The 23,575-nt window shown below is 74.0% G+C and carries 20 protein-coding genes; 9 read left to right on the top strand and 11 right to left on the bottom strand.

Annotated features, from left to right (window positions below):
- Positions 1-8: 8 nt before the first annotated feature.
- The 5 genes from AB0L40_RS04520 to AB0L40_RS04500 all read left to right on the top strand — a co-directional run bounded on the left by AB0L40_RS04520 (position 9) and on the right by AB0L40_RS04500 (position 5,093).
- Positions 9-1,268 carry a histidine kinase gene (locus AB0L40_RS04520; RefSeq protein ID WP_364349824.1) on the top strand — a complete coding sequence of 420 codons (1,260 nt, stop codon included), beginning with the start codon at positions 9-11 and terminating at the stop codon, positions 1,266-1,268.
- The gene (locus AB0L40_RS04515; RefSeq protein WP_364349821.1) at positions 1,265-1,870 is read left to right on the top strand and encodes a response regulator transcription factor; all 606 of its coding nucleotides are present in this window, start codon (positions 1,265-1,267) and stop codon (positions 1,868-1,870) included. The genes AB0L40_RS04520 and AB0L40_RS04515 overlap by 4 nt, the downstream gene beginning before the upstream one ends.
- Before the next feature lie 161 nt (positions 1,871-2,031).
- Positions 2,032-3,357, top strand: coding sequence for a sensor domain-containing protein (locus tag AB0L40_RS04510; RefSeq protein ID WP_364349818.1), 1,326 nt, complete (start codon positions 2,032-2,034; stop codon positions 3,355-3,357).
- A 67-nt stretch (positions 3,358-3,424) separates the two neighbouring features.
- Positions 3,425-4,084: a response regulator transcription factor gene (locus tag AB0L40_RS04505; RefSeq protein ID WP_364349815.1), complete on the top strand. Its 660-nt coding sequence runs from the start codon at positions 3,425-3,427 to the stop codon at positions 4,082-4,084.
- Between the two features lie 52 nt (positions 4,085-4,136).
- Positions 4,137-5,093 carry a PhnD/SsuA/transferrin family substrate-binding protein gene (locus AB0L40_RS04500; RefSeq protein WP_364349812.1) on the top strand — a complete coding sequence of 319 codons (957 nt, stop codon included), beginning with the start codon at positions 4,137-4,139 and terminating at the stop codon, positions 5,091-5,093.
- A gap of 41 nt (positions 5,094-5,134) precedes the next feature.
- On the opposite strand, the gene AB0L40_RS04495 is transcribed toward AB0L40_RS04500, so the two are convergent.
- The 9 genes from AB0L40_RS04495 to AB0L40_RS04455 form a co-directional block, all read right to left on the bottom strand.
- Positions 5,135-7,447, bottom strand: coding sequence for a histidine kinase (locus AB0L40_RS04495; RefSeq protein WP_364349809.1), 2,313 nt, complete (start codon positions 7,445-7,447; stop codon positions 5,135-5,137).
- A 10-nt stretch (positions 7,448-7,457) separates the two neighbouring features.
- A complete protein-coding gene (locus AB0L40_RS04490; protein WP_364349806.1) occupies positions 7,458-8,153 on the bottom strand; it encodes a response regulator transcription factor in 696 nt (231 codons plus the stop codon).
- 74 nt (positions 8,154-8,227) lie between these two features.
- Positions 8,228-8,944, bottom strand: coding sequence for a hypothetical protein (locus AB0L40_RS04485; protein WP_364349803.1), 717 nt, complete (start codon positions 8,942-8,944; stop codon positions 8,228-8,230).
- Entirely contained in the window at positions 8,941-10,371 is a 1,431-nt protein-coding gene (locus tag AB0L40_RS04480; RefSeq protein WP_364349800.1) for a calcium-binding protein, read from the bottom strand. Before AB0L40_RS04480 ends, AB0L40_RS04485 begins: the two co-directional genes overlap by 4 nt.
- A gap of 77 nt (positions 10,372-10,448) precedes the next feature.
- Positions 10,449-10,706: a hypothetical protein gene (locus tag AB0L40_RS04475; protein WP_364349798.1), complete on the bottom strand. Its 258-nt coding sequence runs from the start codon at positions 10,704-10,706 to the stop codon at positions 10,449-10,451.
- 279 nt (positions 10,707-10,985) lie between these two features.
- The gene (locus tag AB0L40_RS04470; RefSeq protein WP_364349795.1) at positions 10,986-12,188 is read right to left on the bottom strand and encodes an SGNH/GDSL hydrolase family protein; all 1,203 of its coding nucleotides are present in this window, start codon (positions 12,186-12,188) and stop codon (positions 10,986-10,988) included.
- Positions 12,189-12,432: 244 nt separating this feature from the next.
- Entirely contained in the window at positions 12,433-13,344 is a 912-nt protein-coding gene (locus AB0L40_RS04465) for a CoB--CoM heterodisulfide reductase iron-sulfur subunit B family protein (protein ID WP_364349792.1), read from the bottom strand.
- Between the two features lie 2 nt (positions 13,345-13,346).
- On the bottom strand, positions 13,347-14,543 hold the full coding sequence (locus AB0L40_RS04460) for a succinate dehydrogenase/fumarate reductase iron-sulfur subunit (protein WP_364349789.1): 1,197 nt from the start codon (positions 14,541-14,543) through the stop codon (positions 13,347-13,349).
- Positions 14,543-16,246, bottom strand: coding sequence for an FAD-binding protein (locus tag AB0L40_RS04455; RefSeq protein ID WP_364349786.1), 1,704 nt, complete (start codon positions 16,244-16,246; stop codon positions 14,543-14,545). Before AB0L40_RS04455 ends, AB0L40_RS04460 begins: the two co-directional genes overlap by 1 nt.
- A gap of 687 nt (positions 16,247-16,933) precedes the next feature.
- Here AB0L40_RS04455 and AB0L40_RS04450 point away from each other — a divergent pair.
- Genes AB0L40_RS04450 through AB0L40_RS04440 form a run of 3 tightly spaced genes read left to right on the top strand, consistent with a single transcriptional unit; the run spans position 16,934 to position 20,396 of the window.
- Positions 16,934-17,704, top strand: coding sequence for a succinate dehydrogenase cytochrome b subunit (locus AB0L40_RS04450; RefSeq protein WP_364349783.1), 771 nt, complete (start codon positions 16,934-16,936; stop codon positions 17,702-17,704).
- Positions 17,701-19,626 carry a fumarate reductase/succinate dehydrogenase flavoprotein subunit gene (locus AB0L40_RS04445; RefSeq protein ID WP_364349775.1) on the top strand — a complete coding sequence of 642 codons (1,926 nt, stop codon included), beginning with the start codon at positions 17,701-17,703 and terminating at the stop codon, positions 19,624-19,626. Before AB0L40_RS04450 ends, AB0L40_RS04445 begins: the two co-directional genes overlap by 4 nt.
- On the top strand, positions 19,623-20,396 hold the full coding sequence (locus tag AB0L40_RS04440; RefSeq protein ID WP_364349772.1) for a succinate dehydrogenase/fumarate reductase iron-sulfur subunit: 774 nt from the start codon (positions 19,623-19,625) through the stop codon (positions 20,394-20,396). Before AB0L40_RS04445 ends, AB0L40_RS04440 begins: the two co-directional genes overlap by 4 nt.
- A 109-nt stretch (positions 20,397-20,505) precedes the next feature.
- On the opposite strand, the gene AB0L40_RS04435 is transcribed toward AB0L40_RS04440, so the two are convergent.
- On the bottom strand, positions 20,506-21,684 hold the full coding sequence (locus AB0L40_RS04435) for a site-2 protease family protein (RefSeq protein WP_364349769.1): 1,179 nt from the start codon (positions 21,682-21,684) through the stop codon (positions 20,506-20,508).
- Between the two features lie 156 nt (positions 21,685-21,840).
- Between AB0L40_RS04435 and AB0L40_RS04430 the strand changes: the two genes are divergently transcribed.
- Entirely contained in the window at positions 21,841-22,830 is a 990-nt protein-coding gene (locus AB0L40_RS04430) for a malate dehydrogenase (RefSeq protein ID WP_364349766.1), read from the top strand.
- 95 nt (positions 22,831-22,925) lie between these two features.
- Here AB0L40_RS04430 and AB0L40_RS04425 read toward each other — a convergent pair whose 3' ends face one another.
- Positions 22,926-23,294 carry a helix-turn-helix domain-containing protein gene (locus AB0L40_RS04425; RefSeq protein ID WP_364349763.1) on the bottom strand — a complete coding sequence of 123 codons (369 nt, stop codon included), beginning with the start codon at positions 23,292-23,294 and terminating at the stop codon, positions 22,926-22,928.
- Positions 23,295-23,575: the final 281 nt, after the last annotated feature.

Here is a 23,575-nt window from a genome sequence, read left to right as displayed (position 1 = left end):
CCCCGCCCGTGTCGCCCACCGACCCGCCGCGGCGCCCGGCGTGGGCGAGCGCGCTCGGGGGACCGCCGCCGCCCGGCGAGCCCGGCAACGGCCGCTTCGGGATGCTCGTGGGCGGCGTCTGGCTCGTCTACCTCGCCCCGGCCGGCCACCAGGTCGTGAGCGGGGACTGGCCGCTGTGGCAGCACGTCCTCGGCGGTCTGCTGCTGGCCACCTTCGTCGTCGTCTACCTCACGACCCTGATGGTCGTCGTGCCCGCCCGGCGCGCCCGCAGCGAGCGGCAGCGCGGCCTCCGGCCGACCCGTGCGTCGGTCAGCGACCGCAACATGTGGCTGCGGCTCGGCACCCTGCTCGTGGTCGCGCTCGGGACCTCCGTCGGCTTCGGCGGGGAGTGGATCAGCACGATGGCCTTCTCGTCCGCCGTGCTCGCCGTCTGGCTCGACCAGCCGTGGCCGCCGCGGGCGATCCTCGCGACGGCGGTCGTCAGCGAGGGCCTGCTGCTGGCCCGCGGGGCCGACGGCGACTCCACGTCGTACTTCTGGGTCGGCTTCGCGGTGCTGCTCGCCGGCTTCGTCAGCTACGCCGCCCGCCGGCGGGGCGAGCTCGAGGGCGAGCTCGACCGCGTCCGCGAGCAGAACGCGCGCCTCGCCGTCGTCGAGGAGCGGGGCCGGATCGGCCGCGACCTGCACGACCTGCTCGGGCACAGCCTCAGCGTCATCGCCGTGAAGAGCCAGCTGGCCGAGCGCCTGCTGGAGCGCGACGAGCCGGAGCGCGCGGCGACCGAGATCCGTGAGGTCCGCGGGGTCGCCCGCGACGCGCTGCACGAGGTCCGGCAGGTCGTCGACGGCTACCGCCGGCGCCCGCTGGCGGCCGAGGTCGCCTCGTCCGCGGCGGCGCTGCGTTCGGCCGACGTCGCCGTGGCGTCCGAGCTGCCGGAGGAGCCGATCCCGCAGGACGTCGAGGACGTCGTCTCGTTCGTCGTCCGCGAGGGCACCACCAACGTCCTGCGCCACAGTGCCGCGTCGGCCTGCACGCTGGCCGTCCGCAGCGCGGGCGGCGTGGTCGTCGCCACGGTCACCGACGACGGCCCGGCCCCGGTCGCGCACCGCGTCGTGTCGACCGACCCCGCCTCGCCGCGGCCGGGGGCGGGCGACGGGCACGGGCTGCTGGGGCTGGCGGAGCGCCTGGCCACCGTCGGCGGGACGCTCGAGCTCGGCCCCGCCGAGCCGGCCGGCACGGTGCTGCGCGCGACGATCCCGGTGCCCCGATGATCCGCCTGCTGCTCGCCGAGGACCAGGGCATGGTCCGCGGCGCGCTGGTCGCGCTGCTGGAGCTCGAGGACGACTTCGCGGTCGTCGCCCAGGTCGCGCGCGGGGACGAGGTCGTCGCGGCCGCCCGCGCCACCGCCCCGGACGTCGCGCTGCTGGACATCGAGATGCCGGGCCTCGACGGGATCGCCGCCACCGCCGCGCTGCGCGAGGCCCTGCCCGCCTGCCGCGTCGTGATCCTCACCACCTACGGCCGTCCGGGCTACCTGCGCCGCGCGATGGCCGCCGGGGCGTCGGGCTTCCTCGTCAAGGACGGCAACGCCGACGAGCTCGCCGCGGCCGTGCGCCGCGTCGCCGCCGGCGGGCGCAGCGTGGACCCGGAGCTCGCCGCCGCGGCGCTGCAGGCGGGGGAGAGCCCGCTGACGCCGCGCGAGCGCGAGGTCCTCGCCGCCGCCGAGCACGGCGGCGCGATCGCGGCGATCGCCGGGGTGCTGCACCTGTCGGAGGGCACGGTCCGCAACTACCTCTCCGCCGCGATCGGCAAGACCGGGGCGGTCAACCGGGTCGAGGCGGCGCGCACGGCCCGCGACCGCGGCTGGCTGTAGGGGCGCGCCCGCGGACGCCCGCTCGGGGCGTCCGTCACATCACCCGGCTACATCCGTCGTGCGCCCGAGCCCGCGGACCGGCGGCCACAGGGGGTTCTCCCCACCCCGCGCCGGAAGGTCGCCGCATGGTCGGGGCCTGAGAGGATCAGCACGATCACGGCATGAGCACGAGTCCCTCCCCGGCGGCCGACGCCGCCCGTCCCGCCGCCGTCCCGGCGCCTCTCGGCCGCCGCCTGCGCGGCTGGGCGGACCGCGGGGGCCGCGACGTCCTCTACCTCGTCGTGGGTGGCGTCACCGGCACCGCGCTGTTCTCGATCGGGCTGACGCTGATCATCACGGCGAGCACGCTGGCGGTCCTGATCGTCGGCATCCCGGTCGCCATGGTCAGCAGCGAGATCCTGCGCTGGTGCTCCGACGTGGAGCGCCGCCGGGCGCTGCTGGTGGATCCCACGCCGATCCGCGGGAACTACCGGGCGCTGCCCGCGAGCTGGTGGGCGAACGGCCGGCAGCCGCCCGAGGGCTGGTGGGCGCGCGCCCGGGGGATGGCCCAGGATCCGCGCCGCTGGGCCGACGCGCTGTTCTCCGTCCTGCAGTTCCCGTTCACCCTCAGCGCGTTCGTCGTCGCGGTCTCCGCCTGGGGCACGGCGCTCGGGCTCCTGACCCTGCCCGCCTGGTACTGGGCGGTCCCGGGGACCGACGTCGTGGTGGGGCTGTTCGACGCCGACACGCTGCCGAAGGCCCTCGGCGTCGCGCTGATCGGGCTCGCCCTCGTCCCCGTCGCCTGGTGGCTGACCCGCGGCGCGACGATCGTCTGCCTCTACGTCACGCGGCTGCTGCTCGGCGACGACCTGCAGGCCCGCGTCTCGCACCTCGAGGAGACCCGCGCCGGCGCGGTCGACGCGGCCTCGACCGAGCTGCGCCGCATCGAGCGCGACCTCCACGACGGCGCCCAGGCCCGGATGGTCGCGGTGGCGATGGACCTCGGCATGGCGGAGGAGCGCATGGAGCGGGACCCGGAGGGCGCCCGCGAGCTCGTCCGCGGCGCCCGCGACGAGGCCCGCCGCGCGCTGAGCGAGATGCGCGACCTCGTCCGCGGCATCGCGCCGTCGGTGCTGCAGGACCGGGGGCTGGAGGCCGCGCTCGGGTCGCTCGCCGGCCGCGCCCCCGTGCCGGTCGACCTCGACGTCGTCCTGACGCGCCGGCCGCCCGCCACGGCCGAGGCCGGCGCCTACTTCGTCGTCGCCGAGGCGCTCGTCAACGTCGCCCGCCACGCCGCGGCGAGCTCCTGCGCCGTGGACGTCCGCGAGGACGGCCGCGACCTGGTGGTGCGGATCACCGACGACGGCCGGGGCGGCGCCACGGCCGTCCCGGGCGGCGGGCTCGCGGGGCTCCGCGACCGCGTCGCGGCGCTGGACGGCTCCCTGCTCCTGGCCAGCCCGGCCGGCGGCCCGACCGCGATCGAGGTGCGGATCCCGTGCGCGTCGTGAGCGTCCGCCGGCCCGGCGCCGGCGACCCCGCGGGCGCCGTCGGCTCCCACCGCGAAGGGGGCATCCCGTGCGCGTCCTGATCGCCGAGGACCACGCCCTCCTGCGCGACGGTCTGACCCGGCTCTTCCGCGACCACGGCCACGAGGTCGTCGCGGCCGTCGACGCCCCCGACGACGTCGTCCGTCGCGGCACCGCGCTGAAGCCCGACCTCGCGCTGCTGGACGTCCGCCTGCCGCCGACGTTCACGGACGAGGGCGTGCGGGCGGCGCTGGAGCTCCGCGCCGCGATCCCGGGCCAGGCGGTCCTCGTCCTCTCGCAGTACGTCGAGCGCACCTACGCCCGCGAGCTCCTGGCCGACGGCGCCGGAGGCGTCGGCTACCTGCTCAAGGACCGCGTCGCCGAGCCGTCGGAGTTCGTCCGCGCGTGCGAGCGCGTCGCCGCGGGCGGCACCGCGCTGGACTCCGAGGTCGTCGCCCAGCTGCTCGTCCGCGGCCGCGCGGGCGACCAGCGCCTGGACCGCCTGAGCCCGCGCGAGCAGGAGACGCTCGCCCTGATGGCCGAGGGGCGCTCCAACCGCGGCATCGCCGCCGCCCTCGTGGTGACGGAGGGCGCCGTCGAGAAGCACGTCACGAGCATCCTCCAGAAGCTCGACCTGCCCTCGGCGCCGGAGCACCACCGCCGGGTCCTGGCGGTCCTGGCGCTCCTGCGCGCCGCCGAGACCGACTGACGCCGCCGGGGTGCGCGCCGGTCCGGGGCGCCATCCGGCATGCTCCCCTGCAGTGCCGCGCCTCCGCTCCCGCTCCGCCATCGGCTCCGCCGGTCTCGTGCTGGCGTCCCTGCTGCTCGTCGCCGCGCTCGTGCTCCTCGCGCGCCCGGGCGGCGGCGAGGCGGCCACCGCCCCGGCGGGCAAGGACACCGAGCGCTTCGCGGACGACAGCTGCGCCCGCGTCGCGGTCCGCTTCGGGGTCGTCCTGGCGGCGGGCGACGACGCCGGCCGCGCCGCCGCGGACCGCCTGACCACCGACTTCGCCGAGGGCCTCGGCTGCCGCGCGATCGCCGTGCCGTACGCGACCCAGGCGCGCCTGGTCACCGCGCTGGCGATGCACGACGTCGACGTCGCCGAGCTCGATCCCGCCGCGATGGTCGTCGCGGACCGCGTCACCGGCGCCGTTCCGGCCGGCGCCTACGCGGTGGACGCCGACACCCCGGCCCGAAACCGCCCGACCGAGCTCTGGGTCCGCGACGCCTCGCGGGTCCGCGCGCTCGCCGACCTGAAGGACCGGCCGATCGCCTTCGGCCCGCGGATGACCGCCGGCGGCGACCTCGGTCCCCGCGCCGCGCTCCTGGCGGCCGGCGTGGCCCGCGGCGCGCCGGGCGACACCCTGGCGAGGTGGACGGACGACGACGCCTCCGCGCTCGCCGACCTGCGCGCCCGCCGCGTCGACGCGGCCGTGACCCGCGGCACGCCGACGGGCGCGGACGTCCGTGGCCTGCGCCGGGTCTGGAGCACGACCGGCTCGCTGGCCGACGTCCTCGCGATCCGCCCGGGCGTCCCGCGCACCGTCCGCCGGCTGATCCAGGTCGCCGTCCGCGGCCTGTCGGGCGCCGCGCTCGCCCCGCTCGCCGCGCGGCAGGGCATCTCCGAGCCCGCCCCGCTGACCCCGGTCCCGCTGGACCTCTACGCCCCGGTCGCCGCGCGGCTGGACACCCTGGTCGCGGCGGGGCTGCGCCCGTAGCCCGGCAGCGGCGGTCGCCGGTTCCGCGCATCCCGGGTCGGCTAGCCCGACCCTCCGGCCGCCGCGGGGGAGACCTCCGCCGGCACCCGCGCCCGGACGGCGAACCCGCCCCCGGCCTGCGGCCCGGCCTCCAGCCCGCCGTCGCGGCGGCGCAGCTCCGCGCGCAAGCCGTCGAGCCCCCGGCCGCCCGGCGGCGCCCCGGTGCTGCCGGGCGCGTTGTGGACGGTCAGGGTCACGTCCCGGCCGTCCCGGGCGACCTCGACGCGGGTCGCCACGAGCCCCGCGTGGCGCAGGACGTTCGTCAGCGCCTCGCGGGCCACGCGGCGCAGCAGCGCGTCGATCTCCGGGTCGACGCGGTCCAGCGCCCCGAGCCCGCCGACCGCGACGTCGAGCCCCGCCCGTCCGGCCTCCCGCGCGAGGACGCCGACGGGCGGTACCGCCGGCGGCTCGTCCCGCCCCGGCGGCTGCACCAGGCACTCGAGCTCCGTGATCGTCCGGTCCGCCGTCCGCAGGATCGCCGCGACGCCGGTGCTCGCGCGCTCCGCGTCGCCGCCGCGCAGCGCACGTTCGGCGCCCCACGCCTGCACGCTGACGAGCGCCAGGCCGTGCCCGACGAGGTCGTGCAGGTCGCGCGCGACCCGGCGCCGCTCGTCGAGCACCGCCTGCTGCGCGGCGACGAGCTCCTCCTGCTCGGTCGCCCACCGCAGCCCGACGAGGCGCTCGGCCTCCCGCCCCCGCTGCTGGATCGCCGTCCCGACGAGCCACGCGACCACCAGCGGGAAGGCGAGGACCGGCAGGTCGGTCACCGCGACCCGGGACGCCATCCAGCTGCCGCCGACGAGCACCACCGCCCCGACGCCCGCGGCGACCGCGACGGTCCGCCGGGCCCGTCGGTCCGTCAGCCAGAGCGCCGGCAGGAACGCCCCGAGCGCCGCCAGCGGCACGGTCGTGTCGTCGAGGCCCTCGAAGCCGACCGCGAGAGCCCGCAGCGGCGGCAGCAGGGCGAGCACCACCAGGGCGACGACGCCCCGCGTCCACGCGCCGCCGACGACGACGGCGGTGCCCGCCGCCAGCAGCCCACCGACGACCGGGCCGACGTCGCCCGCGCCCGACGCGAGGTCCCCCGCGGTGGTGAGGTCGCCCGCGGTCGCGGCGGCCGCGACGAGACCGGCGACCGCCCCGGCCCGGCCGGGCCACCGGCCGGCGGGCGCGCCGAGGGCGGGGACGACGACGACCACCCGCCGCCCCGCGCGGGCGAGGGGCCGGCGGCGGACCCGCACGTGCCCGCCGTGGAGCCGGACGCGCTCGGCGATCCGCGCGAGCGCCGGTCCGGCGGCACCGCCCGCGGGCCCCGTCAGGGCGGCGACGATCCGCACGCCGTGCCGGTCGCGGCGGACGGTGGTCCGCGTCACGGGCCACGCGCCGGTCGCCACGATCCGCAGGACGCGGGCGCCCGCCAGGGTCGTGGCGCCGTCCGCCGCCGTCCCGTCGTCGTCGAGCACCACGTCCGTCCCGGACGAGCGCAGCTCGGCGACGGCGGTGGCGAGCGGGTCCGCGCCGTCCGTCGTCTCGTCGCCGCCCACCGTCGCGCCCGCGGCGTCCGGCGCTCCGCGGTCGGGCGATCCAGCGGCCCCTTCGGCGTCGAACAGCGCGAGCGCCCGCCGCAGGCGCCGGAGCGCGTCGCCCGTCGCGCCGGCGACGCCCCGCAGCCGCTCGCGCGCACCGTCGGGGTCCGACGCGACGAGCTCCCCCGCCCGGGCGGCGTCGATCCTCAGCGCGCGCGTCGCCCGGAGCACCGCGCCGTCGATCTCGGCGGCGAGCCGCCGGCGTTCGGCGGCGAGCTCCGCGTCCCGGCGGGAGCCCGCGTCGTCCCGGGCCGCGTCCAGGCGGCGCTCGGCCGCGGCGCGGCGCCGGCGGGCGCGGGTCGTGAAGACCGCTCCCGCCCAGCCGAGCAGCACCCAGGCGGCCACGCCGAGCGGCGGCAGGTCGTCGACGCGGCCGACGGCGACGGTGACCACGACCGCGCCGGCGCCGAGCCCGACCGTCCGGCCGAGGGTCCCGCCGGACGCCCCCGCGAGCCAGCCGACGATGACGATGCCCTGCAGCGGGGTGACGGCCTCGGCGTTGGAGAGCAGCTGCTCCGCGCAGTTGACGAGCAGCCCCGCGAGCAGGACGACGGCGACGAGGAGCGGCCGCCGCCCGGCCAGCACGAGCGGGCCGAAGAGCAGCACGACGAACGCGATCCGGGCGGCGACCGGCCCGCTCCCGGCCAGCGTCAGCGCCTCCAGGAGCCCCCAGCCGAGCAGCGCCAGGGCGAGGAGGACGAGGCGGGGGTCCGGGCGCTCCGCGGCCACCGTCTGGTCCTCAGCCGGCCGCGCGGGTCCCGCGACCGGCGCGCACGAGCCCGCACTCGTAGGCCAGGACGACCGCCTGCGTCCGGCTGCGCAGCCCGAGCTTGGCCAGCACGCGGGTGAGGTGCGTCTTCACGGTCCCCTCGCTCAGGAACGCCTCGGCGGCGATCTCGGCGTTCGACAGGCCGCGGGCGACGAGCAGCAGGACCTCGCGCTCGCGCTCCGTCAGCTCCGCGAGCCGGGCGGTGAGCTCCTCGTCGGGCGACGGTCGCGCGACGTAGTGCTCGACGAGCCGGCGCGTGACCGGCGGGGCGAACAGCGCCTCCCCGCCCGCGACGGTCCGGACGGCGCCGGCCAGCCGGTCCGGGTCGGTGTCCTTCAGCAGGAACCCGGCCGCTCCGGCCCGCAGCGCCGCGAAGACGTGCTCGTCGAGGTCGAACGTCGTGACGACGAGGACGCGGGTGGGCAGCCCGTCGGCGACGATCCGGGCGGTCGCGGCGATCCCGTCCATGCCGGGCATCCGCAGGTCCATCAGGACGACGTCCGGGCGCTTGAGCCGGACGAGCTCGAGTGCGTCTCGCCCGGACGGGGCCTCGCCGACGACCACCAGGTCCGGCTCGCCCTCGAGCATGCTGCGCAGGCCGCCCCGGATCAGCGCCTCGTCGTCGGCGATCGCGACGCTGATCGTGTCCCCCGGGGCCGTCGGCATCCCCGCAGGGTACGTGGTGGGGGCGGGCCGTTCGTACGACCTTCGTCGCGTCAGCGGCGGGGTCCCCCCGCCGCTCAGGCCTGCGCGCCGGCGTCCGCCCGCGCGGGCCCGGCCGGGGCCCGCGGCCGGCGGTCGCGCCGCGGCAGGGACTCCTCGGGCGTCCGCCACAGCCGGGCGGCGAGGAGCGCGTAGGCCGCGACCAGGACGAGCCCGCCGGCGACGATCAGCGTCGGGTCGAACCCGGCCATCGGCACGAGCCACCCCAGCAGCACGAGCGCGGGCACCACGGCGGGGACCTCGCCGACCCGCCACAGCGCGACGACCAGCAGGATGCCGCCGAGCACGAAGCCGACCAGCGCCGGCAGGAAGATGATCGTGCTCATCGCCAGCTCCCCGACCGCGTCGCTGACCTCGACCGCCGTGTCGCGGGGCAGCTCGCGGGCGAGCGCGAGGTCGTAGGCGTCGGTGACGAGCAGGCCGGGCATCGTCGTCGCGCCCAGCAGCGTCAGCACGCCGCCGATCACCCCGATCCGCCCGCCGCGGCGGCCAAGCACCGCGAGCAGCCCGAAGGCGCCGGCCGCGAGCAGGAGGTACCCGACGTGCAGCAGCACGGCCGAGACCTGTGCCCGCGTCGCGCTCTCGGCGAGGGCGCCGAGGTACGCGCGGGTCGTCTGCTCGTCCTCCCACGGCGTCGCGACGAAGCCGGCCGCGGTGACGCAGGCGCCGGAGAGGAGGAGGCCCGCCGTCGTGCGGCGGGAGAGGAAGCGGGAGCTCGTGTCCACGGTGCTCACCGGCGCCCGCGGGAGACCTGGATGGTGACGACGGCGCTCGTCCGCCGCCCCTTCTTGACGGTGACGTTCCGCTTCCCCGAGCGGACGGTCAGCGACACGACGCGGCCCTTGCGGACGCGCTTGGAACGGACCTTCCGGACCTTGGTGGCGGTCCGGCAGCGCGCCTTCTTCAGGGCCTTCCGGGTGGACGTCGTCGTGGCGCCGGAGCGGACCTTCGGGACGGTGCAGGCCTTGGGCTTCGGCTGCGGCTTGCCGCTACCGCCGGGCGGGGTGCCCCCGGGCGCCGTGCCGCTCGGCAGCTGGATCTGCTCGCAGCCCGTGAGGACGTCGGCGGCGTCGGCGACGACGCTGTCGTTGCCCGGACCGCAGTCGATCGTGTCCTGCTCGCCGTCGCGGGCGTTGATGACGTCGTTGCCGTACACCCCGCGGCACTCGATGAAGTTGCAGGAGTTCGGGCCGGCGTCGGCGATGACGCTGTCGCGGCCGGGCCCGGGGTCGATGGTGTCGTGGCCGTTGCCGGCCTCGATCGAGTCGTCGCCCGCGCCCGCCTGGATCGTGTCGTCGTAGTCGAAGGACCGCAGCCGGTCGGCACCGGGGCTGCCGATCAGCGTCGTCGTCCCCGCACCCGTGCCCGTGACGTCGAAGACGACCGCGTAGCCGGCGGCGACGAGCCGGGCGGCCTGCCGGGTCTTGATCGTCTCGACGTTCACGACGTTGTCGCGCTCCCCGGGCCGGCCGTCGTCGGCGACGCCGTCGAGCGTGACGGTGACGTTGTTGGTCGGCGCGTTGTTGTCGTACCAGTCGGCGTCGATCGTGTCGTTGCCCGCTCCGCCGTCGAGCACGTCGCTGCTGATCTGCTGCCCGCCGGCGAGCGTGTCGTCCCCGTCGTCGCCGAGGACCTGGTCGTCGCCGCGGCCGCCGTCCATCCGGTCGTTCCCGCCGCCGCCGCGGAGCACGTCGGCCCCGTACCCGCCGGCGACCAGGTCGTCGCCGTCGCCGCCGAGCAGCGTCACGGCCCGGTCGTCCCCGGGGCCCTCCAGGTCGTCGTTGCCGGCGCCGCCGTCGACGGTCACCGCGCCGGTGAACGGCAGGAAGGAACCGAGGCGCACCTTGTCGTCGGCGTCGCCGGTCTCGACGCGGATGGCGTTCACGCCCGGCAGGGCGCAGGCGGCGAAGTTCCAGCCGCCGGCGGTGCTCAGCTCGCAGTCCAGCCCGGCGCCGACGGTGAGCGGCGCGACGTCGCTGAACTGGACCATCGTGCCGCTCCAGTCGTCGGGGCGGACGGACACGCTGTTGCGCTCGCCGGGGGCGGCGGCCAGGACGACGGTGGTGCCGTCGAGCCGGAGCTCGGCGGCACTCGCCGGCGCCGCCCAGAGGAGCGTGCCGGCGAGGACCGCGAGCGGGGGGAGGAGAGATCGGGGGTGCATGGGCCGGAAGCTAGGCCGGGCGCCGCCCCGCCCACATCCGTCGAACGTCGCCGGTGCGGCGACGAAGGTCGCAGCCCTCAGCGGACGCGCTTGACGTCCAGCTCGATCCGGGTCCGGGCGCAGGCCTTCATCCCCACGACCGGGTCGGTCGCCTTGCGGCAGTCGTCGTCGACGTCGGTCCCGGTGGCGAACTCCCGCCGGCCGGTCGAGAACCTCTCGCTCCGTCCGCGCTTCAGACGCGCGAGCTTGCTGACCGGGACGAGGAGCGCGGCGGGCTGGGTCAGCGGCAGGCCCTCGCCGCGCTCGAAGGGGAGACAGCGGCCCGACTGCTGCACGTCGTCCTGGTACCGCAGCTCCGCCAGACCACGACTTCGCGATGCGGGGCGGGACCCAGGTGACGTCGTCCGGAGCCGCCGGCAGCGGGATCTTCCGGCGCGTCGGGGCCGGCGTCGTCTCGGCCACGCTGTCCCCGGTGCGCTTCGCGGTCACGTCGCAGGCGACGTGGTCGGTCGAGCGGGCCGGCCGGACTGCAGCCTCGCCCTGCCGGCGGCCGGGCGTGCTGCTCGCGAGCGGGCCCCGGGGACCCCGCGGCCGGCGCGGGCGACGCCCCCAGCTCAGCGCGCCCGAGCGGGGATCCGCGCCACGACCCGGCGCGACGCGCGGGGCCCGGTCCGGGGCGTGGCCGACACCGTCACCCGGTAGCGGCCCGCCGCGAGCCGCGCGATGCGGACGCGCCGGGTCCGTGCCCCGGCGAACGTGACGGTCCGCCGGCGGACCGTCCGCCACGCCGATCCGTCGCGGCGGGCGACGGCGATCCGGACGCGCGCGGGCGCGGAGACGTGCACGGTCGCCCTCGTCGGCGTCAGGCGCAAGCCGGAGATCCGCACGCGCGCCGGCGCGGGCGCCGGGGACGCCGGCGTCGGCGTCGTCGGCCGGGCGCGTCCCAGCTGCTCGATCACGGCGCTCGCCATCCGCTGCTCGCCGAGCTCGTTGGGGTGTGCGAACAGGCTGAGGCCGTTGGTCGGCACGATCACCGTGAACCCCGCCTGCGCGTCGCCCCGGCAGACGTCGTTGCCCGTCGTCGCCCGGAACGTGTCGACGAACTCGACGTCGTTGGCGGCGGCCTGCGTCGCGATCATCCGGTTGATCCGCTGCAGCATGTCGGCGAAGTACGGGACGTCCCCGGCGCTGAACGGGAGCGGCAGCGGCCAGCAGGTGCGACCGTCCGCCGGCACGACCGCGGGATACCCCACCGCGAGCACGCGGGCGTTCGGCGAGCGCGCGTGGATCCCGCGGAACACGGCCGCCATCTTCGGCGCCGCGGCGTCGATCCTCGCGGTCAGGCGGTCGACGCCGCCGACCAGGTTGGCGTCCTTGCACGGGGATCCCAGCGGCTGCAGCAGCCCGAGGGCGATGCACTGGTAGCCGGCGCTCACGAGTCCGGCGTCGTTGCCGCCGATCCCGACGGTGACGAGCGTCGTATCGCGGCGTAGGGCGTCGAACTGCGGCGGGTTGGGGCCGAACAGGAGCTTCAGCACCGCGCCGTCGACGTTCTCGTCCAGGAGCGACGGCGTCTGCGCCTCCGTCATGTCCTTCGTCAGCGCCCCGGAGCAGCTGGCGTCGCGGAAGTACGACGCCGACACCGCGATCGCTACGAGCCGCGGGTAGTTGTGGTCCGACCGCGCGCACGACAGCGGCGGGTCGGTGATCAGGCCCGGGACCAGCGGCGCGGCGGTGTACGAGTCGCCGAGCGAGACGTAGCGCTCGCTCGCCCCGGCGACGGGCGCCGCGGCCGCGACGCCCACGATCGCGGACACGACGAGCAACGATGCCGGGCGCCTGCGAGTGCGCGTGCGCAGCGCGGCGACGACATCGCCAAGAACGTGTGATGGACGCCACATAGGCCGACCCTACCACCCGTAGGAACTGCCGCTCCGGCCCCCGCGGTCGGACCCCGAGGCGGGCACGGTCGCGCCGCGCCTGGCTGCCGCCCGGAACGACGAAGGGCCGGCGAAGCGCCGGCCCTTCGTGTCTCATGGATCCCGATGCCCGAGCGTGCCCTCAGGCGGCCAAGGCCCCCACCACCGACGTCGACCAGTCGATGACCGCGGTCGGCTTGACGACGTGGCGCCCGAGGCCCAGGGCCTTGGGGTCCATGCCGAGCGCCAGACCGACCATCTGCGGCAGGTGCAGCACCGGCATCTGCAGGTTGCGCCCGACGACCTTGTTCACGCGCGGCTGCTGCATGTCGAGGTTCAGGTGGCAGAGCGGGCACGGGGTCACGAGGCAGTCCGCCTGCGCGTCCTTCGCGTCGCCGAGGTGCCGTCCGGCCTGCCGGAACGACGTCTCGGCGTTCATCAGCGCGACGGGGAAGCCGCAGCACTTCTGCGAGCCCGCGTACTCGACGACGGTGCCGCCGAGCGCCTCGATGACCTTCTCGAGGTACGTGTCGCGCGGGTGCGCGTCGTCGATGCCGATGCGGTCGTTGGGCCGCACGATGTAGCAGCCGTAGAACGGGCCGACCCGCAGGTCGGTCAACGGCCGCTTGACCTTCGACGCGAGCGCGTCGAGGCCGAGCTCCTCCACGAGCACCCAGAGGAAGTTCTTGTTGACGATCCCCGCGGCGTACTCCAGCCCCTCGGGCGTGAGGTGCTTGTTGACCTCGTCCCGGTACTCGGCGCTGGCGTCCAGGCGCTGCTGGCACTCGCTCTGCGCGCCCTGGCAGGTCGAGCAGATGTTCATCATCAGGTCCGCGCCCTGCGCGATCTCCTGCTGGGCGAGCGCGAAGGTGCGGGCGTTCAGCGTGTCCGCGAGCTCCTGCGAGTGCTCGGCGATGACGCCGGCGCCGCAGCAGTTCGCGCGGTTGAGCTCGACGAGCTCGATGTCCAGCGCGGGGGCGACCAGCCCCATCGCGCCGTGCAGCTCCGGGGTGAAGCCGCGGCTCACGCAGCCGGGCCAGTAGGCGACCTTCATGACTACGCCTCCCTGTTGGTGACGGGCTTGGTGACGGCGGACTGGTCGCCCGTCGTCTCGACCTGCGACTCGTGCGACGCGTTCGCGTCGTCGGGGGCCTCGGGCTCGTCCGGCTGCGTGATGTACAGGTTCAGCTCGAGCCGCTCGTCGCGGCCGCCGATCTCCTGGTAGATCCGCTTGATCTCGGACTGGTTCGGGTTCTTGTGGTGGATCAGCGCCGACTTCGGCGTGACCTTGCGCCGCAGCAGCGCCGTGGCGATCACCGAGATCGAGCTGACCATCTCGCGCGCCGTCCGCGGGTGGAACTTGCCGCCCTTGGAGTCCGGCACGAGCTGCGCCTCGTTCAGCGTGCCCCACTTCTTGACGTGGTCGACCAGCGCGTGCTCGTGGCGCGAGCCGTCGTTGCGGTCCTCGATGTGGTGATCCGCGGACGCGATCCGCCGCAGCCGCATGATCTGGTTCATCGGCGCGACGCCCTTCGGGCACGCCTCGATGCACTTGAAGCAGTGGGTGCAGTCGTAGATCCCGTGCGGGTCGTTCGCCAGGTCGTCCAGCCGCTGCTGGTGCTTGCTGTCGCGCGGGTCCCCGACGAAGCGGTACGCCTTGGCGAGCGCCGCCGGCCCGATGAACAGCGGGTCGACCTCCATCGACAGGCAGTCCGACACGCACGCGCCACACTGGATGCAGGCCATCGACTGGGTGACGTCGACCATCGCCTCGCGCGGGACGATGTGCTCCTTCTCCGGGAGCGGCAGCTGGGGCAGCAGCCACGGGGTCACCCGCTGCTGCTTCTTCCAGTGGACCTGGTCCATGTCGACGATCAGGTCCTTGATGACGGGCATGTTGCCCATCGGCTCGACCGTGATCTTGCCGTCCTTGGACCGCTTCAGCGCGTCGCTGAGGTGCGTGTGGCAGGCGAGGCCGGGCTGGTCGTTGATCCGCGTCCCGCACGACCCGCAGATCGCGGCGCGACAGGAGCAGCGGATGCCGATCGAGCCGTCCTCGTCGGCCTTGGCCAGGAGGATCGCGTCGAGGACGGAGCGGTGCGGCTCCATCTCGACGACGAACTCCTCGAAGTACGGCGGCTGGCCGGACTCGGGGTCGAAGCGGCGCAGGCGCAGCGTGAACTCCTGGAGGCCCTCGGCACCACCGTGCCAGGCCTCCTCGGGCGTGGTGGTCTGCTCTTCGGTGGTCGACATCAGTACGTGCGCTCCATCGGCTCCCACTGGGTGAACGTGATCGGCGCCTTGTCGAGCTTCGCCGGCGCGTCGGCTCCTTCACCGTCCTGGGAGACGGTCAGGTGGAAGAGCCAGTCCTCGTCGTTGCGTTCCGTGAAGTCGGTGCGGGAGTGCGCGCCGCGCGACTCCTTGCGCTCGAGCGCCGCCGTGACGATCGCCTCGGAGCAGTCGAGCATGAAGCCGAGTTCCAGGGCTCCGAGCACGTCCTGGTTGAAGACCGTGCCGGCGTCGTCGATGTAGGCCGTCTTGGCCTCCTCCTGCAGGCGGGAGACGATCTCCTTGCCCTTCGTCATCCCCTCCTCGTCGCGGAAGACGGCGCAGTACTGGTTCATCGAGACGCCGAGCTCCTCCTTGATCTCGGAGATGCGGCGGCCGGTCTTCGGGCGGTCGATGATCGCCTTGATGTGGCGCGTGTCGTCCTGCAGCTGCGCGTCGGAGACCTTCGGCATCTGCATCTCGCCGGCGACCGCCGCGGCGTGCTGGCCGGAGCGCTTGCCGAAGATCAGCGTGTCGAGCAGCGAGTTGGCGCCGAGGCGGTTGCCGCCGTGGACCGACACGCAGGCCACCTCGCCCGCGGCGTAGAGCCCGGGCACGTCGGTCTCGCCGTTGACGTCGGTCTTGACGCCGCCCATCGTGTAGTGCTGCCCCGGGCGGACCGGGATCGGCTCCTTCGTGATGTCGATCCCGGCGAAGTCGCGGCCGAGGTTGACGATCTCGCGGAGCGCCTCGAGCACGCGGTTCTTCGGGACGACGGTGACGTCGAGGAGGACCGAGTCCTTCAGCGGCCCGGTGCCGCGGCCCTCGTTGATCTCGCGCTGCTCGGCGCGGGAGACGACGTCGCGGGAGGCGAGCTCCATCTTGTTCGGCGCGTCCTTCTCCATGAACCGCTCGCCGGCGGCGTTGAGCAGGTGCGCGCCCTCGCCGCGGGCCCCCTCGGTGATGAGGAAGCCGTTGGCCGTCATCGTCGTGGGGTGGTACTGGATCATCTCCATGTCCATGAGCCGCGCACCGGCGCGGTAGGCCAGGGACATGCCGTCGCCCGTACAGATCAGGCCGTTGGTCGTCGGCTTGAACGCCTGGCCGACGCCGCCGGTGGCGAGGATCGTGGACTTCGCGTTGAAGGTCCGCATCTCGCCGGTGCGGATGTTCCGCGCGACGCAGCCGACGCAGCGCCCGGAGTCGTCCTTCAGCAGCGAGGTGTTGAACCACTCCTCGTACCGGTCGACCCGGTCCGAGTACTTCATGAGCTGCTCGTACAGCACGTGCAGGATCGCCTGGCCCGTGATGTCCGCGACGTAGGCGGTGCGCTTCATCGACGCGCCGCCGAAGGCGCGGAGGTCGAGGTGCCCGGTGTCGTTGCGGTGGAACGTGACCCCGATGTGCTCGAGGTGCATGATCTCGCCGGGCGCCTCCGAGCACATGATCTCGATCGCGTCCTGGTCGCCCAGGTAGTCCGACCCCTTGACGGTGTCGAAGGCGTGTGACCGCCAGTCGTCCTCGGGGTTGATGGCGGCGTTGATGCCGCCGGCCGCGGCGACCGAGTGCGAGCGGACCGGGTGGACCTTGCTCAGGATCGCGACCGTGGCGCCGGCGTCGGCTGCGGCGAGCGCTGCGCGCTGACCGGCCAATCCGGCCCCGATGATGAGGACGTCGTGTGCAGGCATGGGCCTCCTCGGGCCTACTGGGGAACCGGTGGCGGATGCTACACCCGAGTCCCGTCGTGGGGGTTGCAGTGGTCCCCCGACAGCACGCTCGTGGGTCGATGTTTCGGGTACCCTTCCGCCGATTCCCGGGGGTGCGCGGGGAGCGCTCGGGACGACCCGGCGAGGCGCGCCGACAACGCCGTTCGCACGGTACTTCTGCGCGATCCGCCGTCCGGCGGCGACGGCGTCGGTCCGGCCGGTCGAACGGCGTGTGGTCCGCGGCGCGTGGGTCGTACGCGTTCGTGTGCTCGTGGGGTGGAACGCGGTGGGTCGATGCCTTCGGTGTGCTGCCGTACGTATGGAACGCCAAACGTTGGCGATCACGGTGGTTATATAGATGGTGTTTGTATTGGTTCGAGTGTCGACGGCGGCGGACGGCGTCGAGGGCGAGCGCGCCCCATGCACGATCGGGCCTCGATCGACGTGATCGCCAGCACACAAGCCGATCTCGTCGCGCTGTCACCCGGCCGCCCGGCACCGGCCGCGGCGCGACCCGCCGAAATGGCGGGATACCTAATAGATGCAGTAGGATCCGACGGTCGCGCCGCGACGCCGAATTCCTGAGGCCACGCTTATGTGACGGGTGGCACGGATTACGGGCAGGGAGACCACCCTCTTCCGTGCACGGCGCGTAACATCGGCCGCGCTGTGGCGACCCAAGAGCTAAGACGACGCAGGCGCACGTGGATCGGGGAGGCGTGGGACTCCAACGTCGGCAAGAAGGTCATCGTCGCGGTGACCGGTCTCGTGCTCGTCGGCTACGTCGTCCTGCACATGATCGGCAACCTGACGACGCTGCTCGGCGCCGACGGCGGTGATCACGGAGGCGCCCAGGTCGACGACTACGGCCACTGGCTCCGGGAGTTCGGCACGCCGCTGCTGCCGTACTCGTTCATCCTCTGGGTGATCCGCGTCGCCCTGCTCGGCGCCCTGATCGTCCACATCGTCGGCGTCTACCAGCTGACGATGCGCAGCCGGGCCGCCCGGCCCGCGGGCTTTCCCGCCAAGCGCATCGGCCGCAGCTGGGCCGCTCGCACGATGCGACTGTCCGGCCCGCTGCTGCTGGTCTTCATCATCTTCCACATCCTGCAGTTCACGCTGCTGACGGTGGACGTGACGCCGCTGAAGGAGGGCGAGATCTACTCGAACCTCTACGGCGCCTTCCACAAGTGGTACTTCGTCGTCATCTACATCGCGGCGCTGGCCTCGCTCGCCTACCACCTGCGCCACGGCGTCTGGAGCCTCTTCCAGACGCTCGGCCTCGACAGCTCGTCGCGCAACGCGACGCTGCGCCACGGGGCCACCGCGCTGGCCGCGGTCGTCGCGATCGGCTTCGCGCTCGTGCCGCTCGGCTTCGCCACCGGCATCCTGCCCGAGCCCGTCACCGGGCCGAACGCCCCCACGGAGGTCTCGAAGTGACCACGCTGGACGCCCGCATCCCCGAAGGCCCGATCGCCGGCAAGTGGCGCAAGTGGCTGGACGACCACAAGCTCGTCGGCCCGCGCAACCGCGCGCACCACAACATCATCGTCGTCGGCACCGGCCTGGCCGGCGCCAGCGCCGCGGCAAGCCTCGGCGCGCAGGGCTTCAAGGTCAAGAGCTTCTGCTTCCAGGACACCCCGCGGCGCGCCCACTCGATCGCCGCTCAGGGCGGCATCAACGCGGCGAAGGACTACGCCAACGAGGGCGACGCCGTCCAGCGGCTGTTCTACGACACGATCAAGGGCGGCGACTTCCGCTCCCGCGAGGCCAACGTCTGGCGGCTCGCGCAGGTCTCGACGAACATCATCGACCAGGCCACGGCCCAGGGCGTGCCGTTCAACCGCGAGTACGGCGGCCAGCTGGCCACCCGCTCGTTTGGCGGCGTGCTCGTCAAGCGCACCTTCTACACGCGCGGCCAGACCGGCCAGCAGCTCCTGCTCGGCGCCTACCAGGCGCTCCAGCACCAGGTCGCCGAGGGCAACGTGGAGGTCCACCACCGTCACGAGATGCTCGAGGTCGTCCTCGTCGACGGCGTCGCGCGCGGGATCATCGCCCGCAACCTGATCACGGGCGAGATCGAGCGCCACGCGGCCGACGTCGTCGTGCTCGCGTCCGGCGGCTACTCCAACGCCTTCTACCTGTCGACCAACGCGATGGGCAGCAACGTCACCGCGGCGTGGCGGGCGACGAAGAAGGGCGCCTTCTTCGCGAACCCCTGTTACACGCAGATCCACCCGACCTGCATCCCGCAGTCGGGCGAGTACCAGTCGAAGCTGACGCTGATGTCGGAGTCGCTGCGCAACGACGGCCGCATCTGGGTCCCGCGCGACCCGGACGAGCAGCGCGAGCCGCAGGACATCCCCGAGGAGGAGCGCTACTACTTCCTCGAGGAGCGCTACCCGGCCTTCGGCAACCTCGCCCCGCGCGACATCGCCTCCCGCGCCGCCAAGGTCGCGTGCGACCAGGGCCTCGGCGTCGGCGGCACCAAGCGCGGCGTCTACCTCGACTTCCGCGACGAGATCGAGGCGCAGGGCCGGGACGCGATCGAGGGCAAGTACCTCAACCTGTTCCAGATGTACCAGCGCATCACCGGCGACGACCCGTTCGAGAAGCCGATGATGATCTACCCGGCGCCGCACTACACGATGGGCGGGCTCTGGGTCGACTACGAGCTGCAGACGACCATCAAGGGCCTGTTCGCGATCGGCGAGGCCAACTTCTCCGACCACGGCGCCAACCGCCTCGGCGCCTCGGCGCTGATGCAGGCGCTGGCCGACGGCTACTTCATCGCGCCGCACACGGTCATGCACTACCTCGCCTCGCAGCGCCAGACGGCGCTCGACGAGACGCACGAGGCGTTCGTCGAGGCCGAGGCCGCGGCGACCGCCCAGATCGACCGGCTGATGTCGATCCAGGGCACGAAGTCGCCCCAGGCGATCCACCGCGAGCTCGGCCACATCATGCTCGACAAGTGCGGCATGCTCCGCACGAAGGAGAGCCTGACCGAGGCGATCGAGGAGATCCGCGAGATCCGGAAGATGTTCTGGACGGACCTCCGCGTCGACGGCTCGGCGGACGAGTTCAACCCGACGCTCGAGTACGCCGGCCGCCTGGCCGACTTCATCGAGCTCGCCGAGCTCATGTGCGAGGACGCGCTGCGCCGCGAGGAGTCCTGCGGCGGCCACTTCCGCGGGGAGCACGAGACCGAGGACGGCGAGGCGCTGCGCGACGACGAGAACTTCGCCGTCGTCACCGCCTGGGAGTACCCGGAAGAGGGGCTCGACGCGGGCGGCTTCGAGCCGCACGACGAGCCCCTCGTCTTCAACGAGGTCAAGCTCGCGACGAGGAGCTACAAGTGAACTTCCAGCTCGAGATCTGGCGGCAGGACGACCGGGAGAGCGAGGGCCACTTCGAGACCAAGCACGTCTCGGACGTCGACCCCGAGGCCTCGTTCCTCGAGATGCTCGACACGCTGAACGAGGACCTGGTCGCCAAGGGCGGCCGCACGGTCGCGTTCGACAGCGACTGCCGCGAGGGCATCTGCGGCATGTGCTCGCTGGTCGTCAACGGCATCCCGCACGGGCCCAACCAGGTCACGACCTGCCAGACCTACATGCGCGACTTCGACGACGGGTCGACGATCTACGTCGAGCCGTTCCGCAACAACGCGTTCCCGGTCGTCCGCGACCTCGCGGTCGACCGCTCCTCCCTGGACCGCATCATCCAGGCCGGCGGCTACATCTCGGTGACGACGGGCCCGCAGCCGGACCCGAACTCCCAGCCGGTGACCCCCGAGGTCCACCAGACGGTGATGGACGCCGCGATCTGCATCGGCTGCGGCGCCTGCGTGGCCGCGTGCCCCAACGGCGCGGCGATGCTCTTCACCGGCGCGAAGCTCACGCACCTCAACAACCTGCCGCAGGGCCAGCCGGAGCGCGACGAGCGCTCCCGCAACATGGTCCTGCAGATGGACGAGGAGGGCTTCGGCGGCTGCACCAACTTCGGCGAGTGCTCGCGCGTCTGCCCGCAGAACATCGGCATCGACGTCATCGGCATGCTCAACCGCGAGTACCGCCGCTCGTCGCGCACGAAGAAGCAGACGCACCCGAAGAAGATGGTCGCGCAGTAGTCGCCCGGTCCGCGCACGGCGCGGACCGCTCGACGCTCGCAACACCGCGCCCCGGGTCACCACCCGGGGCGTTCTGCGTCCGGGGGCCCCGGGGGTGGATGGCGCGCCGCTAGGCGCGGACCTCGGCGCCCGGGAGCGCCTGGGCCAGGGCCTCGCGCACCTGCGCGAAGGTCACGAGGCCGACCATGATCCGCTGGTCGTCGATGACCGGCAGCGCGCCGAGGCGCCGCAGGGGCTCGCTCTGGAGCAGGTCCTCGAGCGCGGCGTCCGGCGGCACGAGCGGGGGCTCGCCGTCCTCGATCAGCTCGCCGACGAGGACGCCGGGCCGGCCGGCGCCGAGCTCCTCGCGCACGCGCTGCGCCGTGACGATGCCGCGGTAGTAGCCGTCGGCGTCGAGCACGGCGGCCCACGGCGCGTCGAACGGGCGCAGGGTCTCGTGCTCGGCGTCGAGCACGGTCACGCTGTCGGGCAGCCACGGCGGCTGGGGATCCATGATGTCCGTGGCGGTGACCTCGTGCAGCTGCTCGCTGATCGCGCTGGTCATCACGGCGGCCTTCGCGGCGCTGGCGATGAACCAGGCGAGGATCAGGTACCAGAGCCCGCCGACCGAGTCGCCCTCCATCAGCTCGTAGACGCCGAAGGCGGCGAGCAGCACCGCGAAGCCGCGGCCCAGGAAGCCGGCGGCGACGGTCGCGCGCTGCCGGTTGCCCGTGATCTTCCAGGCGACGGCGCGCGCCAAGCGGCCGCCGTCGAGCGGGAAGGCGGGGATGATGTTGAAGACGAAGAGCGCGCCGTTGATGAACGTCAGCCAGCCGACGATCGCCATCGGGGCGGAGATCCGCACGTCGCTGTCGGGGACCCAGACGGCGTCGGCCAGCTCGCTCGGGCTGCCGATCAGCAGGCCGATGCCGGCGCCGATGCCGAAGAGGAGCAGCGTGACGAGGGGGCCGGCGCCGGCGACGACGAACTCCTCGCGCGGCGTGCGCGAGTCGCGGCTGAGGCGCGCGACGCCGCCGAGCAGCCACAGTTCGATGCCCTGCGTCTGGATCCCGAAGCGCCGGGCCGCGAGCGCGTGGCCGAGCTCGTGGGCGATCAGCGAGACGAAGAACAGCAGCGCGGCGGCGACGGCGAGCGCGTACGCCGTGGTCTGGGAGGCGTCCGGCAGGACGACGTCGAAGCGGCCGCCGACGAGCACGATCATCAGCAGGAGCGCGAAGAACCAGCTCGGGTTCACTCCGATGCGGATGCCGAAGAGCGTTGCGAGCGGCACGGTGCGCGTGGTGGGCATGCGGGACCCATCGTCGCAGGTCGGGGCGCTGCGACCGCCCGCTGTCACCGGCGGTGGACGCGTCCACGCGGGCGCAAGCACTAGCATCGGCCGCACCGGGGCCCGCGCCACCGCCGACCCGGACCGCATCGTCCTCGCAAGCACGCAGGAGAGAACATGACCCAGTCGCCCGTCAACGTCACCGTCACCGGGGCCGCCGGACAGATCGGCTACGCGCTGCTCTTCCGGATCGCCAGTGGTCATCTGCTGGGTCCCGACACCCCCGTGAACCTCCGTCTGCTGGAGATCACGCCGGCCGTGAAGGCCGCCGAGGGCACCGCGATGGAGCTCGACGACTGCGCGTTCCCGCTGCTGAACTCGATCGAGGTCACCGACGACGCCAACAAGGCGTTCGACGGCGCGAACGTCGCGCTGCTCGTCGGCGCCCGCCCGCGCGGTCCCGGCATGGAGCGCGGCGACCTGCTCGAGGCCAACGGCGGCATCTTCAAGCCCCAGGGCGAGGCCATCAACAAGGGCGCCGCGGACGACATCCGCGTCCTCGTCGTCGGCAACCCGGCGAACACCAACGCCCTGATCGCCCAGGCCCACGCGCCGGACGTCCCGGCCGGCCGCTTCACCGCGATGACGCGCCTGGACCACAACCGCGCGATCTCGCAGCTGGCCCAGAAGCTCTCCGTGCCGGTCACCGAGATCAAGAAGCTGACGATCTGGGGCAACCACTCCGCCACGCAGTACCCGGACCTCTTCCACGCCGAGGTCGGCGGGAAGAACGCCGCCGAGGCCGTCGGCGACCAGGACTGGCTCGAGAACACCTTCATCCCGACGGTCGCCAAGCGCGGTGCCGCGATCATCGAGGCCCGCGGCTCCTCGTCGGCCGCCTCGGCCGCCAACGCGGCGATCGACCACATCCACACGTGGGTCAACGGCACGGCCGAGGGCGACTGGACCTCCATGGCGATCCCGTCGGACGGCTCCTACGGCGTCCCCGAGGGCCTGATCTCCTCGTTCCCCGTCACGGTCACGAACGGCGAGTACTCGATCGTCCAGGGCCTCGAGATCGACGCGTTCTCGCAGTCGAAGATCGACGCGACGGTCAAGGAGCTCACCGAGGAGCGCGACACCGTCAAGCAGCTCGGTCTCATCTAGGAAGCAGGTCCGCGGCGCGACCGCGGACCCCGAGAACGACGAAGGGCCGGCGAGATCGCCGGCCCTTCGTCGTTCAGCGGGTCACGTCCGCCCGGTCACGCGGCCTCTTTCGGGTACCAGAGGCGCTCCTTCTTCTCCACGAGGCCCTGCTCCTCGAGGCCCGGGAGGATCCGGTAGGCGTAGTTGGGGTGCACGCCGATGCGGCGGGCGACCTCGGCGGCGCCGAGGCCGGGCTCCTGGCGCAGGAGCGCCAGCGCCTGGCGGGAGCGCTCGCCGCTGCCGCGCGGGCGGCCGGCGCCGCGTGAGCCGCTCTTCTCCGCGGAGCGGCCGCCCGAGCCCGAGTTGTCGACGCCGTCGAGGGCGTCGAGGGCGCGCTGGAGGCGGTCGTGCTCGGCGATCAGGGGGGCGAGCTCGTCCAGGCGGGCCTGGATCTCGTCGCGCTTCTCGGTGAGGAAGTCGGACATCAGGGGAACCTCGTGGTGATGTGGGAGGCGGTGTACACGGCGGGACCCCACGGGTTCCGCAACACGACACCGAAGCGGGAGTAGCCTAGCCGATGCCGCGGACGAGAGGTTTGTGGATGGGTGGGGGCCGTGGGTGTGCGCGGCCGGCGTGGGCCGGGCCGGGCGACGGTGAACGCGGTTCACCACGCGAGTGGCGGCCGGACCGCCGCGCCGTGTGTGGGCCACGAGGCCCGGGAGGGACGGTGTGGGGGGAGTCGGGGCCGGGCCGGCGGCGGGGGTGA

This window comes from Patulibacter sp. NPDC049589 (genome assembly GCF_040675535.1).
Taxonomy (GTDB): Bacteria; Actinomycetota; Thermoleophilia; order Solirubrobacterales; family Solirubrobacteraceae; genus Patulibacter.
This window is presented reverse-complemented; position numbering and strand designations above follow the sequence as displayed.

Excerpts from the sequence above, each read along its gene's own strand:
- AB0L40_RS04515 (WP_364349821.1), top strand. The coding sequence starts at position 1,265 with ATGATCCGCCTGCTGCTCGCCGAGGACCAGGGCATGGTCCGCGGCGCG.
- AB0L40_RS04510 (WP_364349818.1), top strand. The coding sequence starts at position 2,032 with ATGAGCACGAGTCCCTCCCCGGCGGCCGACGCCGCCCGTCCCGCCGCC.
- AB0L40_RS04490 (WP_364349806.1), bottom strand. The coding sequence starts at position 8,153 with ATGCCGACGGCCCCGGGGGACACGATCAGCGTCGCGATCGCCGACGAC.
- AB0L40_RS04480 (WP_364349800.1), bottom strand. The coding sequence starts at position 10,371 with ATGCACCCCCGATCTCTCCTCCCCCCGCTCGCGGTCCTCGCCGGCACG.
- AB0L40_RS04465 (WP_364349792.1), bottom strand. The coding sequence starts at position 13,344 with ATGAAGGTCGCCTACTGGCCCGGCTGCGTGAGCCGCGGCTTCACCCCG.
- AB0L40_RS04460 (WP_364349789.1), bottom strand. The coding sequence starts at position 14,543 with ATGTCGACCACCGAAGAGCAGACCACCACGCCCGAGGAGGCCTGGCAC.
- AB0L40_RS04455 (WP_364349786.1), bottom strand. The coding sequence starts at position 16,246 with ATGCCTGCACACGACGTCCTCATCATCGGGGCCGGATTGGCCGGTCAG.
- AB0L40_RS04435 (WP_364349769.1), bottom strand. The coding sequence starts at position 21,684 with ATGCCCACCACGCGCACCGTGCCGCTCGCAACGCTCTTCGGCATCCGC.
- AB0L40_RS04430 (WP_364349766.1), top strand. The coding sequence starts at position 21,841 with ATGACCCAGTCGCCCGTCAACGTCACCGTCACCGGGGCCGCCGGACAG.
- AB0L40_RS04425 (WP_364349763.1), bottom strand. The coding sequence starts at position 23,294 with ATGTCCGACTTCCTCACCGAGAAGCGCGACGAGATCCAGGCCCGCCTG.